General features: G+C 41.4%; 15 protein-coding genes, 1 tRNA gene, 2 rRNA genes and 1 other RNA gene. 4 read left to right on the top strand and 15 right to left on the bottom strand.

Annotated elements, in window-relative coordinates; all coding sequences use genetic code 11:
* Nucleotides 1–44 precede the first annotated feature (44 nt).
* Complete coding sequence (locus WDA22_00095) at nt 45–1178, top strand: glycoside hydrolase family 76 protein (GenBank protein MFA5831849.1); 1134 nt, start codon at nt 45–47, stop codon at nt 1176–1178.
* Here WDA22_00095 and WDA22_00090 read toward each other — a convergent pair whose 3' ends face one another.
* The 8 genes from WDA22_00090 to WDA22_00055 all read right to left on the bottom strand — a co-directional run bounded on the left by WDA22_00090 (nt 1179) and on the right by WDA22_00055 (nt 11371).
* On the bottom strand, nt 1179–1679 hold the full coding sequence (locus tag WDA22_00090) for an HXXEE domain-containing protein (protein ID MFA5831848.1): 501 nt from the start codon (nt 1677–1679) through the stop codon (nt 1179–1181).
* Nucleotides 1680–1782: 103 nt separating this feature from the next.
* Complete coding sequence (locus tag WDA22_00085) at nt 1783–3459, bottom strand: endonuclease (GenBank protein ID MFA5831847.1); 1677 nt, start codon at nt 3457–3459, stop codon at nt 1783–1785.
* A complete protein-coding gene (locus WDA22_00080) occupies nt 3460–5013 on the bottom strand; it encodes a family 10 glycosylhydrolase (protein MFA5831846.1) in 1554 nt (517 codons plus the stop codon).
* Nucleotides 5014–5312: 299 nt separating this feature from the next.
* Nucleotides 5313–6131, bottom strand: coding sequence for a class I SAM-dependent methyltransferase (locus WDA22_00075; GenBank protein MFA5831845.1), 819 nt, complete (start codon nt 6129–6131; stop codon nt 5313–5315).
* Between the two features lie 110 nt (nt 6132–6241).
* Nucleotides 6242–7621, bottom strand: coding sequence for an NAD(P)(+) transhydrogenase (Re/Si-specific) subunit beta (locus WDA22_00070; protein ID MFA5831844.1), 1380 nt, complete (start codon nt 7619–7621; stop codon nt 6242–6244).
* Nucleotides 7618–7914, bottom strand: a complete 297-nt coding sequence (locus WDA22_00065) for an NAD(P) transhydrogenase subunit alpha (protein ID MFA5831843.1) — start codon at nt 7912–7914, stop codon at nt 7618–7620. Before WDA22_00065 ends, WDA22_00070 begins: the two co-directional genes overlap by 4 nt.
* A gap of 63 nt (nt 7915–7977) precedes the next feature.
* Nucleotides 7978–9117, bottom strand: a complete 1140-nt coding sequence (locus tag WDA22_00060; GenBank protein MFA5831842.1) for a Re/Si-specific NAD(P)(+) transhydrogenase subunit alpha — start codon at nt 9115–9117, stop codon at nt 7978–7980.
* A 7-nt stretch (nt 9118–9124) separates the two neighbouring features.
* Nucleotides 9125–11371, bottom strand: a complete 2247-nt coding sequence (locus WDA22_00055; GenBank protein MFA5831841.1) for a bifunctional YncE family protein/alkaline phosphatase family protein — start codon at nt 11369–11371, stop codon at nt 9125–9127.
* A 211-nt stretch (nt 11372–11582) separates the two neighbouring features.
* On the opposite strand from WDA22_00055, the gene WDA22_00050 reads away from it, so the two are divergent.
* Genes WDA22_00050 through WDA22_00040 form a run of 3 tightly spaced genes read left to right on the top strand, consistent with a single transcriptional unit; the run spans nt 11583 to nt 13568 of the window.
* Nucleotides 11583–12179, top strand: coding sequence for a sigma-70 family RNA polymerase sigma factor (locus WDA22_00050; protein MFA5831840.1), 597 nt, complete (start codon nt 11583–11585; stop codon nt 12177–12179).
* Between the two features lie 19 nt (nt 12180–12198).
* Nucleotides 12199–13008 (top strand): hypothetical protein, encoded by an 810-nt coding sequence (locus WDA22_00045; protein ID MFA5831839.1) that lies wholly within the window; start codon nt 12199–12201, stop codon nt 13006–13008.
* Nucleotides 13008–13568, top strand: a complete 561-nt coding sequence (locus WDA22_00040; protein MFA5831838.1) for a TlpA disulfide reductase family protein — start codon at nt 13008–13010, stop codon at nt 13566–13568. Before WDA22_00045 ends, WDA22_00040 begins: the two co-directional genes overlap by 1 nt.
* A gap of 183 nt (nt 13569–13751) precedes the next feature.
* On the opposite strand, the gene ffs is transcribed toward WDA22_00040, so the two are convergent.
* The 7 genes from ffs to WDA22_00005 all read right to left on the bottom strand — a co-directional run.
* Nucleotides 13752–13849: signal recognition particle sRNA small type (ffs, locus tag WDA22_00035), an RNA gene on the bottom strand.
* Between the two features lie 87 nt (nt 13850–13936).
* Nucleotides 13937–14010: transfer RNA gene (locus WDA22_00030), tRNA-Ala, on the bottom strand.
* 49 nt (nt 14011–14059) lie between these two features.
* Complete coding sequence (locus tag WDA22_00025) at nt 14060–14992, bottom strand: GDP-L-fucose synthase (protein MFA5831837.1); 933 nt, start codon at nt 14990–14992, stop codon at nt 14060–14062.
* Nucleotides 14993–15122: 130 nt separating this feature from the next.
* Nucleotides 15123–16166 carry a GDP-mannose 4,6-dehydratase gene (gene gmd, locus WDA22_00020; GenBank protein MFA5831836.1) on the bottom strand — a complete coding sequence of 348 codons (1044 nt, stop codon included), beginning with the start codon at nt 16164–16166 and terminating at the stop codon, nt 15123–15125.
* Nucleotides 16167–16168: 2 nt separating this feature from the next.
* Nucleotides 16169–17128 carry a GDP-mannose 4,6-dehydratase gene (locus tag WDA22_00015; GenBank protein ID MFA5831835.1) on the bottom strand — a complete coding sequence of 320 codons (960 nt, stop codon included), beginning with the start codon at nt 17126–17128 and terminating at the stop codon, nt 16169–16171.
* A gap of 284 nt (nt 17129–17412) precedes the next feature.
* Nucleotides 17413–17529 (bottom strand): 5S ribosomal RNA (rrf, locus tag WDA22_00010).
* Between the two features lie 83 nt (nt 17530–17612).
* Nucleotides 17613–18018: ribosomal RNA gene (locus tag WDA22_00005) — 23S ribosomal RNA — on the bottom strand; the annotation flags it as partial.

The following is an 18018-nucleotide window of genomic DNA, read 5'->3' as shown; positions in this document are numbered from 1 at the left end:
TATGTTTTTCTCAGTGTTTATGTGATTAACCTGCAAATTCAAAAATGAAAATATTTTTTCTTCCCCTTTTTTTTATTCTTTGTTCCTGCAACAATCAACCAAAACCATCTTCAGCAAATACATCTTCTGATTCCCTGAGTATTCATAACAAATGGATTGAACGATCATACCTTGTCGGTAAACAATTCTACAATGTTTACACTCCCGGCTGGGAAGGTGCCAATGGTGCTATCGGCGATGCCTATTTATTCAAAGCAACGAATGATTCCCTTTTATTGCAGAGATACCTCAATCAATTCGATCTACTACAAATGAATAATGGTACTTGGGTAGACGATCGGGCGTGGATCTGTCTTGCAGAATTATATTGGTGGGAATTTTCCGGCCGAAAACAGAATCAATGGGTAAACGATGCCGTCCGGCGATACGTTGATGCACGCAGTGAAGGAAGGCTCTCCAATCATGAAGGATTTTGGAGCTGGTATAATTATCCATCCAACGCAAATGTGAATGAAGCAATCATCACCAATAGTAATATGAATCAAATGGTGAATGTCGCTTGCAAGCTATTTGAAGCGACAGGAGATCGGCGATTCCTTGATGATGCGCTTAAAGTGTGGAACGGAGATGGTAAAATCCCCGGAATTGAAAAAATATTTTATCGTGGTAACGGAATCTGGCAAGGGAAAGGAGGACTTGCTGCATTTGGGAAACAACTTCCATGGGAATCGGCAAGCTATTTATCGGTACTGACATCGTTATATCATGCAACGAAAGATCCCAAGTATAAAACAATCGCGGTTGCTTCTGCAAAACATATTCTCGATCCGAAGAACAAATGGATCGATTCGATTGATTGTTATCAAATTCATATGGATGGCAACGGTGCTTTTGTCCATTTTTTACTGGATGCATACGAAATTGCACCGGAAGAGCTTAGCATGATCCCTGCCTTTATTGAGAAAATGCTAGAACATGTCTGGACGAATAATCATGGTAAAGCGATAGTACAACTCCATCGTGAATATGATCATGCAATTCGAAACGGATGGAATCCTCACGGTGGTGAAGATGGTTATGGTGTTGATCAGGTTGGAACCGTGCATGCTCAATCACAGGCATTGCGAGCTTTTGGCGTGTTTACCTATTTCCAAAATAAAGTCAAATCAATAAAATAATCATCGTATCATCGATATTGCTTCTGCAATGAGATGATTCAGATATACCAGCGGTAAATAGGCTGCAAATCCAATAATAATCCCTTTACGCAGCATGTTGGTTGATATTATTCGTTCTTTATGAACTTTCATAAGTAGATAGATGGTGAAAGGAAGATTACACGCAACTGCTGTAACAGCTCCTGGATTATACATTCCTAAAAAAAACAATCCGCTGAAATGCGGCATCAATGCATTCCAAAAAATGATCGAGAGCAGAATTACCATTGCGAATATTTTTCGTTCCGTTAATTCTCCCTTCAAACAATAGAATAAGAATAGAAGAGGAATGAGCGTTACTTGTGCGAGAGAAATATAGAGCTGCTTTGTCGAAAACTGCAAATGTTCAAGCAACCAGATTTTTTCTCTCAGCATCGGAAGGTGCACGGACATCCACTGAGGCATTGTTAACGCTTCTTCCATATTGTGAAACACAAGAATGATTGGGATAAGCAAACACATTCTTTTTATATCGGTGGATTTCCATGAAGGATTTCGAAGTGTCTTGTGTTCCATGAGGCGGATGAAATATCTGAGATACAAAGATTGTTGAGCTACACTGATTTCATTTTAATAATGACATCTTTTTTATTTGTATTATCCCTTCACATTGTAGCTGTGCAAAATATGTTCCACTCGGCATTTTCGAAGCATCAAATGTTGTAGAATAATACCCTGCGTCTAAAACTCTACTTACCAGTGTTGTTATTTCTTTTCCTGCAACGTTGTAAATTTTTAAAGCAACATAACTTGTTGTTCGCGTCCGAAAGTTAATGACTGTCGATGGATTAAATGGGTTCGGATAATTCTGTTCTAGCAAGAGCTGATTCGGTACAGTTGTGCGTAGTTTCGATACGCTCATTGGTGCCACGATGACTGTGAACGAAACAATGACGCTCTTTGTCGAAACACCATCGTTATATGTTACGGTAAGTGTTGAAATCGAATCAGTTGTCGCAGCGGTCGGTTTATAGGATAGATAAATTCTTCGCGTACCGCCGATTTCAATGCTACTGATCGAATCACTCAAAGAATAAAATGAGTTACTAAAGACTGTCGATGTTATTTTTAATGGAGCGTTCCCTGAGTTTGCAAAAGTCAAATAAAGACCTGTCTCATTCCCTACGATCACATTTGTATGAATAACTTTCATTGGAGAAACAATTAATTTCGGTGCAGTTACAATGGTCGCTGTACCCGCAAAATTGTTAATACGGTCGACAAATTCCGGATGATCAATAAACGGGTTCCTGTTCCCTTGAAATTGTTGAACACCATCATTTCTTTTTTTTGATTTCGGAGTCGGCGGGAATCGTTTGTTCCAATCACGAAATACTGCTTCCTGGTAAGGACTTTCAGCCCAAAAACTTCCGTAATTGTTAGGATATCGCGTGATAAAATAAAGCATCGCACGAGCACAATCCCCCTTATGTTGGTCTCTTGGTTCAAACACAATTTGACCGCCATATCCGGTTCCATACTTCGATCCTCCAACGTTCCACGTTGAAGTGACCACAACACCAAACGGATAATTACTCCGTTTTCCATTTGCCGCCTCATCGGTGGAAAAAAGATGATTCAAATCCGACACCATAGGGTCGAGACTGCTGAATTTACTTTGTGGCCAGGTGTGCTCACAATTGAAATTATTTGCGGTTGCATCTGCCCGTGTTGCAAATTTAGCTTTTCGCCCTGTATAAATACATTCTACTGAATCTAGACCGTTATTACTGTCCATATTGCCATACATTTTATCCCGCGCAAAAGTGTATCCAAGCGCTACCTGCCCTTTCGAGGCAATTGCAGTGAGAACAGTCTTCAAAGGTTCGCCCGATTTTCCTTGAGTCGTTGCGTAGAGTGGTTCTGAATATTTTTTCGTCCCGCTTAGAGGAACAATGACAGAACCCGAACTGAGATTTGTTTCGATGAAAACAAAATCATTATAGGAAAGATTATGGATCGATGAAAAATAGATCCATGTCTTAACACTGTCTTTTGCTTTTAAAATACAACTGGTATCCTTGATGGAAAAAATATCGCTATAGATATTGATATCTGGAATTTCAATCTGAGTTACAGTGCTATTGACAATCCACAGAGCAATACTATCTTTCGATGATGTCAATGAAGAATCAAAAACTATTGCCGAAGGATTTGTATACACAGATTGCGAATATATCCTTACCGGCACGATCAAACAAACCAACACCAACAAACGAATGCTTTTAATAATTATTTTCACCTATCGCGCTTCCAATTGTTGAACTGTCATTTCACTTTCATTCCCTAGCCTGTCTATTGCAGAGATCGAAACAGCCGAGAGCACTTCAGATGTTTCCGTGATCTTCACTTCCCCGTTTCGGTTACGAGATTCTTTCTTTGAAATTCTGGAAACCGGTGCAGTGAATGTACTATCATATTTATTCAAAATAGAATAATTCCACACCTTATTATACTGATAATAAACAATTGTCCGAAAAATATCGCTCGCATTTTTATGAGAGATAATGATATGAAGGGTATCATTAGTGATTGACGACGAGACGACAGGTGATAATGGAGCTGTATCATCAAGCCATGGTGAGGGTGGAACGATTGCTTGATTCTGGTATGGACCTTTTTTCAACACTCCATTAATAGCACTACTGTCCCGCATGAATGCTTTCATGCTAAAATGGACGTGACCGGGTGCATCAGAAACAATCCCTCGCGTAATCATAATCTGATTAAAAATCTCATCCGCCGTCTTTTCCTCTCGCGGTCTATTAATAATCATGCCGGGCCAAAGGTTTCTTTGCATGGTATTCTCTTTTGCCCACCACCCAAGCAATACGGGAAAACTTTGCGGGATTTGGTTGATTGGCCAATATAATTGAGGCGTAAAATAGTCGATCCAACCATTATTTAACCACAAACGAGCGTCAGCATAAAGCATATTGTATTGATCATATCCGGCAATCGAAGGAGGATTTTTGGGGCGCCATATTCCAAACGGACTTAATCCGAATTTCACATACTTTTTTTCTGATTTAATTCCTTTATACACTCGTTCAATAAACGCATTAACGTGTGACCGTCTCCAATCTTCCCGTGTGATGGAGCTATCTCTTTTTCTGAATGCTTCCCATTGTTCATCGTCAGGAAATTTTCCGTCATTGTATGGATAGAAATAATCGTCAAAATGTATTCCATCAACATCATATCGCTTTACCACATCCATCACCACCGCATAGGAAAGATCTTGGGTTTCTTTGTTCGAAGGATCAAGCCAATACATTCCATCATTAATTTTTTTTGCCAGATCAGGACGTTTCTTCACGATTGAAGAATCTGAGATTTCATTTCCGCGAGTCAAGAGTGCACGGTAAGGATTGAACCACGCGTGTAGTTCTATACCCCGTTTGTGTGCTTCATCAATCCAAAATTGGAGAGGATCATAGAAAGGATCCGGTGCTTTCCCCTGGACTCCGGTAAGATAATACGACCATGGTTCCAACGAACTTACATACAATGCATCGCAATGCGGTCGAACTTGGAATACAACAGCATTCATGTTCAACGCAACAACAGTATCAAGAATTGCCAATGCTTCACGCTGCTGTTCTTCAGTCGTTAATCCCGGTTTACTAGGCCAATCGATATTTCCAACGGTTGCCACCCACACTCCGCGAAATTCCCGTTCTGCCCGTGGAATTGTCTGGCTAGAAGTTCCTGAAATTGGTCGAATAGTGCTGCAACCAAAGAATGAAATTGAATAGAATGATATTAGGATAAATAAAACAGATATTCTTTTCATGAAACCTCCAGAAGAACATTCAGCAATGCAATAACGCCAAAAAACCAATATTTCCAATCATAATTTACCATCGATTCTAACCAAATCAAAATGTAAAAAGGAAAGTAACAAAGGCTTTTGTATACGAGATCGCCAACCTTCGATACACACATTCCTGCATAGAGTCCGGCAGATAGAGGCGAGATTAAAAATATAATCAGATTTTCATAAGGATGGATGGTGAAACTGTAATCTTCTAGAGATAACAAAATCTCTTGTATTCGAGGTCGGCGACCTCGAATACAATTCATTGGAATGAACTACACTTTTTTTCTTCCTGCAACATCCACAACAATTGGCGAAAAAAATATTGCGTCAGGATTGGTGCGATGCGCCATCCAATCGGCAAGCATTGCGTCACCTTGAGACTGCGTCATCAAGTGTTTGTCCACCATATGCTGAATATGTGTGGAGAAAAACCGGTGTCCCCATTCCATGATAGGACTCTCAGGTCCTCCTGCATTTGAATGCGGAGCGTAATCAATCGTCTGCATATTGTATTTTTTAAACCATTCGGGTATTTTTCCGGTGATGTACGGATCGCCGCCGACAGTGTGATAGTACGCTCGCACAACATCGGCCATTCCGTCAAACGCACCTCCGCGGGGAAACAAGGATAATCCTTCATAGTAATAGTCCTGAATGGCGATGATGCCGTTCGGTTTCAGTGCGCTAAGAAGCTGCGTGAAAAATTTTTCTGGTTGTGAAACAAAGGCAATCACCCACCGCACAAAGATCAGATCGAACTGCTGTTGAGGAAGTACAACGTCTTCTGCCGTTCCGTTCATGACATGAACATTTTTCCACTGTTTCTCTTTTATCTGCTGTGCAAACCAATCCAGAAACATTGTTGAAGGCTCCAAGGCTGTGACGGCGCCGCTTTCGCCTATGCGTTCACGAAGTTCGAATGAAACAAAACCGGGTCCCGCACCGACATCAAGACAGTTCCATCCTTTCCCGACTCCGAGTCTGTCGAAAAATGCATTCGTATTGGAACGCCAGACACTGTGCTGAAACTGCAGCCGGTCAAACTCAGCCTGATTAACTCCTAGAAGGTATTCGGTATTATATTGGGGCATAAGAAATAATGTTTCAATGTTTTTAAAAACAGAAAGACGACCCGAAGGTCGTCACTCTGTGTAAGTTACCATGATGTCAGATAATGAAAGGTCATCTCTATAAAAAAACGTTATCCTTTCTTAAATTCCGAAACCAATTCCTGCATCACTTTTTTAGCATCGCCGAATAACATTTTCGTATTCGGTTCATAGAAGAGAGGATTTTCAATCCCCGCAAATCCGGTCGCCATCGATCGCTTCATCACGATCACCGTTTTCGCTTTATCCACATTGATAATTGGCATACCGTAGATCGGACTTCCTTTATCGGTACGGGCGGCAGGATTAACAACGTCGTTTGCTCCGATCACAATACAAACATCCACTGTATCCATTGTCGGATTAATTGCATCCATTTCGTAGAGTTGGTCGTACGAAACGTTTGCCTCTGCCAGTAACACATTCATATGTCCCGGCATTCTTCCCGCGACAGGATGGATAGCAAAATCGACTTTAATTCCCCGTTTTTCTAACTCATCGCTCAATTCTCGAACGGTATGTTGAGCTTGCGCTACTGCCATACCATATCCGGGGACAACAACCACACGTTCAGCCTGTTCAAGAACAAATTTCGTATCCTCAATGCCAAACCGCGTAATTGGACGATCTTCATGGAGCTTTGACGTATCCACTTGCGGACTTCCGACAGCACCAAAGAGAACATTCGCGAATGAACGATTCATTGCCTTACTCATGACTATGGAAAGTATAAAACCGGATGAACCATCTAGTGATCCGGCAATGATCAACACTTTATTATCAATGGCAAAACCTGTTGCAGCCGCAGCAAGTCCTGCATACGAATTCATCAACGAGATCACCACTGGCATATCGGCTCCACCAATCGGGAGAACGATGAAAATTCCGATCAGGAATGATAAAGCAATCATCGTATAGAATACGGTTGCATCATACGGTGAGAAAATAAGATAAACAAACATTCCCACTGTGATCAAAAAGAGAGTGATATTGACAATATTTTGTCCTTTATAAGTAATAGGAGCACCTTTGATCATTTCGTTCAATTTTCCAAACGCCATTAAGCTTCCGGTAACGGTTAATGCGCCAAAGAGAACCTCAAACCCCAACGCACTCATCAGTCCGTTAGTGATTTCTCCATGATAACTTTTTTCTATATATTCGTTTATTCCAACTAACACTGCGGCAAGCGCACCAAAAGCATGCGAAAGTGCAATTCGCTGCGGCATGGCTGTCATAGGCATGAAGATGGACATCGCCGCTCCGATCACCGAACCGATTGCAATTCCTGCGATGATCCATTCCCACGTAATAATTTTCCCGCTAACAAGTGTTCCCACAACGGCCATAAACATACCAATTTCTGCAAGATGCATTCCGCGTCGTGCCGATTCTGGGTGGCTGAGTCCTTTAAGACCCATGATGAAGAGAACTGAAGAAGCGAGGTAAACAAGTTCCATATAATAATTCATGACTTTCTCTCCTTCTTCTTGAACATCTTCAACATGCGCTCCGTGATCATGAATCCGCCGACTACGTTGATCGTCGCAGCGGTAACAGCGACAAATCCCAGAAGGTGACTGATATCGGAATGCTCACCCCCACCGGCAACACCAGCGACAACGAGTGAACCGACAAGTGAAATACCGGAGATGGCATTTGTCGCAGACATCAACGGTGTATGAAGCGTGGGTGTTACTTTCTTAATGATCTCAAACCCGACAAATCCTGCCAGGATGAGAATGTAGATAAGTTCTATTTGCATGTTGTCTCCTTAAAGTAAATCTCAAAATATTCTACGCCGAGTAGACGGCACAATATGTAATTATTATTTCTCATTTTTTTTAGGAATAAAGTTCGGATGAACGATCTTTCCTCCGTGGGTAATTAAACAGCTCTTAATGATATCATCATCTAATTTCAGATCGAACTGCTTTGTCTCTTTATTCCAGAATTCATCCAACAGGTTAAACAGGTTGTTGGAATACATCAGACTGGCATTCATGGCAACTCGTGCCGGCATGTTTTTTATTCCGATGATCTTCACTCCGTTTTTCTCAACAATTTTTCCGGCGACCGCCCCTTCAACATTACCTCCCGTTTCTACAGCAAGATCGACAATCACACTTCCCGGTTTCATTGCTCCGACCATTTCTTTTGTGACTATGACGGGTGCTTTTCTTCCAAACACTTGCGCCGTGGTAATCACAACATCTGCTTGCGCACAATATTGTTTCATCACATCGCGCTGTTTCTTCAACTGCTCTTCTGTCAACGCCTTTGCATATCCCTGTGCAGTTTGGCCAGTTTCGCCAAGATCAACTTCCACAAATTTTGCTCCGAGTGATAATACATCGTTCTTTGCAACAGGACGTGTATCGAAAGCGTCAACCTTTGCACCAAGGCGTTTTGCTGTAGCAATTGCCTGAAGTCCAGCAACGCCTGCACCAATGATAAAGACTTTGGAAGGCTGGATCGTTCCTGCCGGCGTCATCATCATCGGGAAAATTTTCTGGATATGATTCGCAGCAACAATCACCGCAGCATATCCCGCCAAGCTTGCTTGTGAACTTAACGCATCCATCTTTTGTGCACGTGTTGAACGGGGAATCATTTCCATGGAAATCGCAGAGATATTTTTCTTTGCAATTTCAGTTATCAGTTTTGATTCGTTAAACGGATCAAGATAACTAATATGGATCGCTCCTTTTTTAAGCAATGCTAACTCTTTTGATTCCGGCTTACGCAGACGTAACACAATATCGCCTGATGCAAACAGCTTCTTTCGATTCTTTTCAATTGATGCTCCGGCTTTTTTATACTCTTCATCGGTGATGCCTAAAGATGCTCCAATCCCTGCTTCAACATGGATTTTCGCCCCTTTTTTCACCAATTTTTCGACTGTCAACGGCAAAACCGGTACACGCGTTTCAACAGCCGAATTCTCTTTTGGGATAGATATAATCATAATGTTTTCACTTTTGTAAATTTTGGGGTGAGACTGTGGTTAATTCATTTAATGGTACAATATTCTTTTTAACACTATAAGCAGTTGTATCCGGAACCGATTGGAAGGAACGATACAATGGAACGGCACCTGCATCGTGCTGCGTCATTGGAGGAATTCCCAGAATCAATTCGATTGTCTTCAACACTGATGTTGTTGTATAATGTCTGCTATCCACGAATTTTCTTTTACTATAGGGACTGATAATAAACATTGCTGAACGGTGTGCATCGACATGATCAGAACCGCCATTGGCACTGCTTTCCAGTACAAAGATAGCAGACTCTTTCCAATACTTGCTATGAGAAATCCTCTCAACCAATTTTCCTAATGCAAGATCATTATCCGCTACAAATGCATTTTGCGATTTGATTCTGCTGACCCTGCCATTCGTATGGTCATTTGGAAGTCTGATCAACGATAGCCGTGGAAGTGAATCCCCTCTTTCATAATTATCGAATTCTTTCATCCACGCTGCAATTCTCGATGTATCACTGTAGTTCAAATCCCATCCTCGGTAAATAGGAGACGTAATATTGAATAATCTTTTTGCGAGTGGAATAATTTCTCCGCGCGTGGATGCCTCTTCGTCGATGAACATTCCATAATTTCTCACCGTGAGATTAATTTTTTTAGCGGCGTCCCAGAGATATCCACTTTTCGGCGAAGCAATTCCATCATGCTCATAATTATAAACTCCCCCTCTTCGTCCGAATAATGTCGGAACAGTTTTTTCCGTATAATCGGTAGAGTAAGCGCCGACACTCCATTGCATTCCGTTGACACTGTTCTGACCATTCGCATAGAAATTGTCAAAAAGGACAAACTCTTCCGCAAGCGATTGATGATTGGGAACAACATTCTTGCCGTATTTTGCAAATAATGTATCACCGTTTCCAATAATCATGTCTCCGAAGAGATCATCATATGAACGCATTTCTTTTATGACATAGAATAGATATTTGATTGGAGATTTCTTACTATCAGCAACAGAGTGAGGTATTGGATTATCTGCATTCCAATCAGAAAAAGATTGTTCACGCGTATAAGGATTGTTCGACAAAACCGCAGAGGTATATTCCTCTAACTCCTTATCAGAGGGAACCGGTATAAATGACAGCGTTCCTTTGAGATATTCAAACACGTTCTCTTTGTTTAAATTTTTCCCTGAAGTCTCTCCTCGTCCATTCGCCACAATCAGAACAGAATCAGCACATTCAATTGCCGTTGGATACCATCCAACAGGAATAAACCCTTTTACAACACTTTTTCCAATTGTCACAATTTTTACAACTGCAACTGCGTTATTATCTGCAAGAGCAACATACAATGTGGAATCCCCTTGTCCCATCGCTAGTGCGTTTGGAGTGGATCCTATGGGTGAACCAACTTTCAATGCTACATCAATAATTTCCTCAACAAGAAGTGTTTGCAGATTGATCACTGAAACGTTATTTTCTCCGGAGTTCGATACAAAAAGATGCGTTCCCTTCTTGTTCATCACCATCGCCGAAGGATGATTCCCAACTTCAATCTCTTTTATACTGACAAGGTCATCAGCATGAACAACAGCAACCTTTGCACTTCCCCACTCGCTCACGTATATAAGTTTTCGCACTTCATCAAGTACACATGAATAGAGTGGTGATGAAAATTCCAATGTTTTTTCAATGGTATTGCTATAGGCATCAAGCTTATATAATGCTGGCGTTATTCGTGATACAGTATAAATTTTATCCCCTTCGGAAGTGATTGCCAATCCGGTTGGCGATATAAATGCTGCGGGTGCTTCTTCAGCCAGCTTAATGGAATTCAGATACCATGCAGAATCGTTATGAAAACCATATCGATACACCTTGTTATCATTTCCTGCCGTTACAAAAAAATAATCTCCGTAGGGTCCCCACGCAGCTCCCATCCAGGATTTTCGAATCGGAAGTGTTTGCATAATTGAACGATTTGTAACATTCACTATAGAGAGTGTTTGCTGATAGTAACCGCTATTCACAACAACAAGTGATTTTTTATCGGGAGAGAGAGCCATTCCAAGAGGAAACTCGCCGGTTGATATTGATGTACCGGCGGGAGTAAGGAAATGTCCGTTCGGAAGCCAACGATTACTGGCATGATCATTTTGCGTCGATTGTTTCTGTGAAGTATATGAAGTACAACCACAAAGGAAGAGACACAATACACTGAGAAAGAGTTGTTTCATTGAACCAATACGTTTTAAAAGATAGTGCTAATATAGCAATCTTCTCCGCTGTGAGCAAGGTGAAGATTGAGGTCTAAAAATGGGATCGGTTGAAAGTCAGCGGAGATTTTGGTAAGTTATTGCTGAGTATTTTCAATCACATCAACGGAACTTGCACGCCTATCGCCGCTGTTTTCAAAGCGTCTGCGCAGGCCAGTGGTCAAACGAACGAATGTTTCCAATCTTCTCCACAGTCATACATCAAGATCCTCGTCACAAGGAATTTGAGCAACAAACACTCCCTCACATGGAAGTACTGTATAATTATGGTATTCGAATGACGGGAAACAAAGAAGATGCCAGCGACTTATTGCAGGAGACTTTTTTAAAGGCGTACCGTTTTTGGGACAAGTTTGAACAAGGAACGAACTTACGGGCCTGGTTGTTTAGGATTATGAAAAATACATACATCAACCTTTACCGGAAAGAAGCCAAAGAACCGGATAAAGTTGATTATGATGAGATTGAAGGATATTACAATCTCATCCGCGACCAAAACAGCGATGACAACGATCTTCAGGAAAAAATATTCGGTCAGTTACTCGATGATGACGTTTCAAAAGCACTGGAATTGTTGCCGGAAGAATTTCGAACAGTAGTGATTCTTTGTGATATTGAAGGATTGGCATACGAAGAGATCGCAGAATTCCTTCAAATTCCTGTTGGTACGGTTCGGTCTAGATTGCATCGGGGAAGGAAACTGTTGTACGCCAGATTATACGATTATGCAAAAAAACGCGGCTTCATCAAAAAAGAGGCGAATGATTAATTGAAACAAAGGTGCTCCAGTGAAATGCAGTGAATTTAAAGAATGTGTATGCGAAATTGTTGATCAACGTTTGTCCGACGAACGAACAAACGAATTAATGCAGCATGCGCACGTATGCCCTCATTGCAATTTTGAATTCAAGTCAATGCAGGCAACAAAGAATGTTGTCCATTCAAAATTACAACGCCAAAGCGTCCCGTCCGAAGTATATTACTCTATTATCAATGCTACATTGAATTCTTCGAATAGTTCCTGGTTTAGGAAACTCTTCGGCTTCCAATTGAATCCGGCAATAGCGCTTGTGGCTGTTGCTGTGGTAGCGATTGGGATCTATTCATTATTCATTCCTTCTACTCCTGGAATGGCGGATGAAGCAAATATCATTTCGCAATCATTAAAAAATTATCAAGCAGTAATCGGCGGATCGATTAAACCGCAGCTTGTCAGCACAGAAGATGCCGTCCGTTCATTTTTAGCAAAAGAAGTTGGGTTCGATGTGAATGTTCCGAAGATGAAAGGGTGCAGTTCCTGCGCCGGTAGGTTATCGGAGATTGACGGAGTGAAACTTGCCCATGTTATCTATCAGGTTGACGAAAAAAATATTATCTATATCTATCAAGCATCCATGAGTGATGCAATGGATGGAACGACCATCGGATTACCGAATGATGCTCGAGAGGAACTGAAGAAAACAGATTGGTATGTTCGAGAGCTTGCTAATAACATGACGCTGGTAATGTGGCGTTATAAAAACACACTCTGCTCCGCGGTCAGCGGAATGAAAAAAGATGAAATGATCGCACTCCTTACCGAAAAGGAATTGAAGTAATGAATTATGTTATCACCGCACTCTTCGCACTATCACTGCTTAGCTGCCAATCAAAAACCGAACAACAGTCCAATAATCAACAAGCCTCCTCTCAATACAGGGAAAATGTCTCTCTCTTGTTGACCAATAAACAGCCTAATGGCGAGCAGGCACCAGACTTTACATGGTACAATCAAGATGGAAAACAGGTTTCATTTGTTGAATATTCTAAAGGAAAAGCTGTCCTTGTTAATTTCTGGGCGACGTGGTGTGGACCGTGCGTTAGAGAAACTCCAGACCTTGTAGAGCTAAGTAAAGAATATGCGTCACAAGGTATAGCATTTATCGGTATCTCAGCTGATCGGGGTGACGATGCAATGGATCTTGTCTCAGAGTTTGTCAAAAAATATCAGGTGACATATCCTATCGTGATAGATAACGGAAATCTTGAAGAGGCCTTTGGAGGATTGAGGGGATATCCCACAACATTTTATATTGATAGAAGTGGAAAGATCGTAAAAAAGATGATTGGCATGCAATCGAAGGAGAAGTTTGCTCAGGAACTCAAATCAATTCTTTAATCCCCTTTTTATTTTTTCATTAAAATAAAAAAGCCAAGCTTATCTATGACCCTTTGGGCTGCATCACACTCTCCATTAGAGGCTGTTGCTTCCTTCTCTACGAGTCGTAGACTCTACGAACCGTAGGCCGGACTGGCAGGATTGTCTAACTTTTAGTATTAGTTTCTACAAGAGAGATAATAAAAAAGCCAAGCTTACTGCATCACACTCTCCATTAGAGGCTGTTGCTTCCTTCCGGACCTGGCAGGATTGTCTAATATAAAGTTGTACAGGGCTTGGCAATTTCTAAAACTATCGTAGTGGAGCTGATCGGGATCTCCGCCAAATGCGGAAGCGTCTACGGCGCAGAATTCTTTTGAGCTTTACTGTGGAGCTGATCGGGATCGAACCGACGACCTATTCGTTGCGAACGAATCGCTCTCCCAAACTGAGCTACAGCCCCAATTCTTGTATCAAAGATACGAAAAATTGTGAGAGAGTTCAAATCTGCTTTACATTTCTCTATTTTTTTTGTACCAATCAATCGCTTTTACTAATCCATCCTTCAACGACACTGTTGCTTTCCATCCGAGCGCATTGATTCGGGAAACATCCAACAATTTTCTCGGTGTCCCGTCCGGTTTTGTTGCGTCAAACTCCAATACGCCTTGATAACCAACAATTTCTTTGATCAGTTGGGCAACTTCAAGAATTGTCACATCTTCACCGGTGCCGATATTCACAAACTCATTGCCATCATACGTGTTCATTAAAAAGATACACGCATCGGCCATATCATCAACATACAAGAACTCGCGCCGGGGTTTTCCGGAACCCCATAATACTACTGATGGGTGATTTTTTTCTTTGGCTTCGACAAATTTTCTGATCAATGCTGGCAACACATGGGAATTTTGAAGATCAAAATTATCGTTTGGTCCGTACAGATTCGTCGGCATTACAGAGATATAATTCGTTCCGTATTGGCGGTTGTATGATTTCGCCATCTCAATCCCGGCAATCTTAGCTATAGCATACGGCTCATTGGTCGGTTCAAGTTTACCATCCAGTAAGTAGTCTTCTTTCATCGGCTGAGGAGCCAGCTTTGGATAAATACATGAACTGCCAAGGAAGCAAAGTTTTTTCGCGCCGTTCAAGTATGAAAAATGAATCACATTGTTTTGCACGGCAAGATTCTCATAGATAAACTCCGCTGGATACGAATTGTTCGCATGGATTCCGCCAACTCTTGCAGCAGCAAGAAATACATACTCCGGTTTTTCCTGTTCAAAGAACTCTTTTACTTCAGCTTGATCAGTTAAGTCAAGCTCTGTGTGCGTTTTATAGAGCAGGTTCGAATATCCTCGTTCTTGAAGAAGACGAAGGATTGCAGATCCTACTAATCCTCTATGGCCGGCTATATATATTTTTGAGTTTTTATCCATTGATCAAAGTTTTAATAGCATCACATAAAGGCACAAAGAATTAAAAAACTGCGAGATTTACTTTTAAGAAAAAGATGCCGCAAACTGGAGGTTCGCAATACTTTTTCCTTTGTGTCTTTGTGTGACGGTTTTAATATCCCCGTTTTTTCACCAGTTCATAATCTGCTTTGGCCATTAAGCGGGCAAGATCAGCAAATTTTGTCGTCGCTTCCCATCCCAGCTTCTGCTTTGCTTTTGAAGCATCACCGATCAACAGGTCTACTTCAGTTGGACGATAGTATTTAGGATCTACTGAAACCAATACCTTACCTGTTTTCTTATCAATTCCTTTTTCATTCTCTGCTGCACCTTCCCAGCGAAGTTCTATTCCAAGCTCATTGAATGCAGCCTCCACAAACTTTCGAACTTCATGGGTTTCCCCGGTTGCTAAAACAAAATCTTCCGGTTTATCAAGTTGGAGCATCCTCCACATTCCTTCAACGTACTCTTTCGCAAATCCCCAGTCACGCTTTGAGTTTAAGTTACCAAGGGTCAATGTATCCTGAAGACCAAGTTTAATCTTTGCCGCTGCCATCGTAATCTTTCGTGTTACAAAGGTCTCTCCGCGACGGGGAGATTCATGATTAAACAAAATACCGTTGCAGGCAAAGATGTTATACGCTTCACGGTAGTTCACTATGATCCAGTATCCATATAATTTGGCAACACCGTATGGACTTCTTGGATAGAATGGAGTTTTTTCTGTTTGTGGAATTTCTTGAACTTTTCCGTAAAGCTCACTCGTGGAAGCTTGGTAAAATTTTGTGGTAATTCCTGTTTCACGGATTGCGTCAAGGAATCGAAGTGTTCCTACTGCGTCAACTTCGGCTGTGTATTCCGGCACTTCAAAGGATACTTTCACATGGCTCTGTGCGGCAAGGTTATAGATCTCATGCGGCTCGATCTTTTCCAGCAAACGGTTAATGTTGCTCGTATCGGTTACATCGCCGTAATGCAGAAAAAATTTTGACCCGGCAAATTTCGGATCATTATAGATATGGTCGATGCGACCGGTATTGAACGAACTACTCCGGCGGATCATCCCATGGACTTCGTATCCTTTTTCAAGAAGCAACTCTGCTAAATATGATCCGTCTTGTCCTGTGATTCCTGTGAGTAATGCTACCTTTGCCATGATTAGTTTTCCTTATGATTCCAATATTCTAAAAGATCGGTTAATGTTTTTTTCAGCGGAATTTCTGCCTTCCACCCAATCGAGTGATTGATGGCACTTGCATTGCCGGCAAGCAATTGAATATCATAACCACGCAGGCGTTTTGGTTCAACATTCAATTCAAATTTTTCTCCAAGAATTTCTTCATATAATTTTATGATCTCTTCAATTGCAAAGATCTTCCCGGAACACAAATTAAAAATATAATTATGCTTATTGTCAATTTCCGATAACATCCAATAACCACGTGCAATATCCCGAACGTCGGTAAAATCGCGGCGTGCTTTAATATTTCCAACCCGTAATATTTTTGGGGCTTTTGATTTTTGGATCGTGACGATCTGTTTTGCTAGTGAAGAGCAGACGAAATTCGGCTTTTGACGGGGACCGGTGTGATTGAAGGGACGGGCAATAACAATATTAAGCCCTTCATATTTTTTATACGTTTGAGCAATATAGTCAACGCTCGTTTTGCTCGCAGCATATGGATTTACCGGCTGTGGAATTGACTGTTCCGTATGGAGCATTGGTAATCCGAATGTTTCGCCATAGACTTCGCCCGATGTGACGACGATAATACGGGGAGAAATTTCGCTTGCCTTCACCGCTTCAAAAATATTAATCGTACCGATCACATTTGTCTTAAATGTTTCTGCAGCGTGTTCAAATGAACTCGGAACAAACGCTTGCCCGGCAACGTGGAAAATAACATCCGGCTTGATTTCTTTAATCACTTTAAAGATGGATTGGAAATCCGTAATCTCGCATGTGGAAAGTTGGACGTTGCCGTTCAGCTGACGAAGATTGTCATTCTTTTCCAAATCGCGGAGGATGCCAAAAATTTCTGCGCTGGTATTCGCAGCAATATAATCTGCCAGATGGCTTCCTGCAAATCCGCCGATGCCGGTAATAAGTACTTTCATGTGTAAACGTTTAGGATGGTGGTGATAAATAATTTTTGGAAGATACAAATTTTCTCGTCTGAATAAAAATGAAAAGTAGTTGAGATGACAAGATGACGAGATGTTAGATTTTAGATATCAGATATTAGATTTCAGAATTCAGACGTCGGTATCATGATTTACAATCACACAATTTTGAAAATCTTGTGAATATGATAATCTTGTAATTGGTAATTGTTCTTTGTATGAGATACATTTAAAATAAAAAATCCCGCACACTTGCGTATACGGGATTTGTAAATTAAATCAGGCATCGACCTACTCTTCCACACAGTTACCCATGTAGTACCATCGGCTCGGCGGGGCTTAACTTCTCTGTTCGGAATGGGAAGAGGTGTAACACCCGCGACAAAAACACCTGAATTAAAAATTCAAAATGAAAAGAAGCGCATATGTTTGATCTTATAAGTTTATTGATGCACAAGATATGTGTATTCAAAAAAGAATTGGCAAGTCTCACGAATTATTAGTACTACTCGACTCATACATTACTGTATTTATATCTGTAGCCTATCAACCAAGTCATCTCCTTGGATTCTTTAGGGGGTAAACCCCAGGGAAATCTTATCTTGGAGCGGGTTTCGCACTTAGATGCTTTCAGTGCTTATCCCATCCGGACGTGGCTACTCTGCAATGCCACTGGCGTGACAACAGATTCACCGTCGGTCCGTTCATTCCGGTCCTCTCGTACTAAGAACGAGACTCCTCAAATTTCCTGCGCCCGCATAGGATAGGGACCGAACTGTCTCACGACGTTCTGAACCCAGTTCACGTACCGCTTTAATTGGCGAACAGCCAAACCCTTGGGACCTTCTCCAGCCCCAGGATGCGATGAACCGACATCGAGGTGC

This window comes from Bacteroidota bacterium (assembly GCA_041658205.1).
GTDB lineage: Bacteria > Bacteroidota > Ignavibacteria > UBA10030 > UBA8401 > UBA8401.
This window is presented reverse-complemented; position numbering and strand designations above follow the sequence as displayed.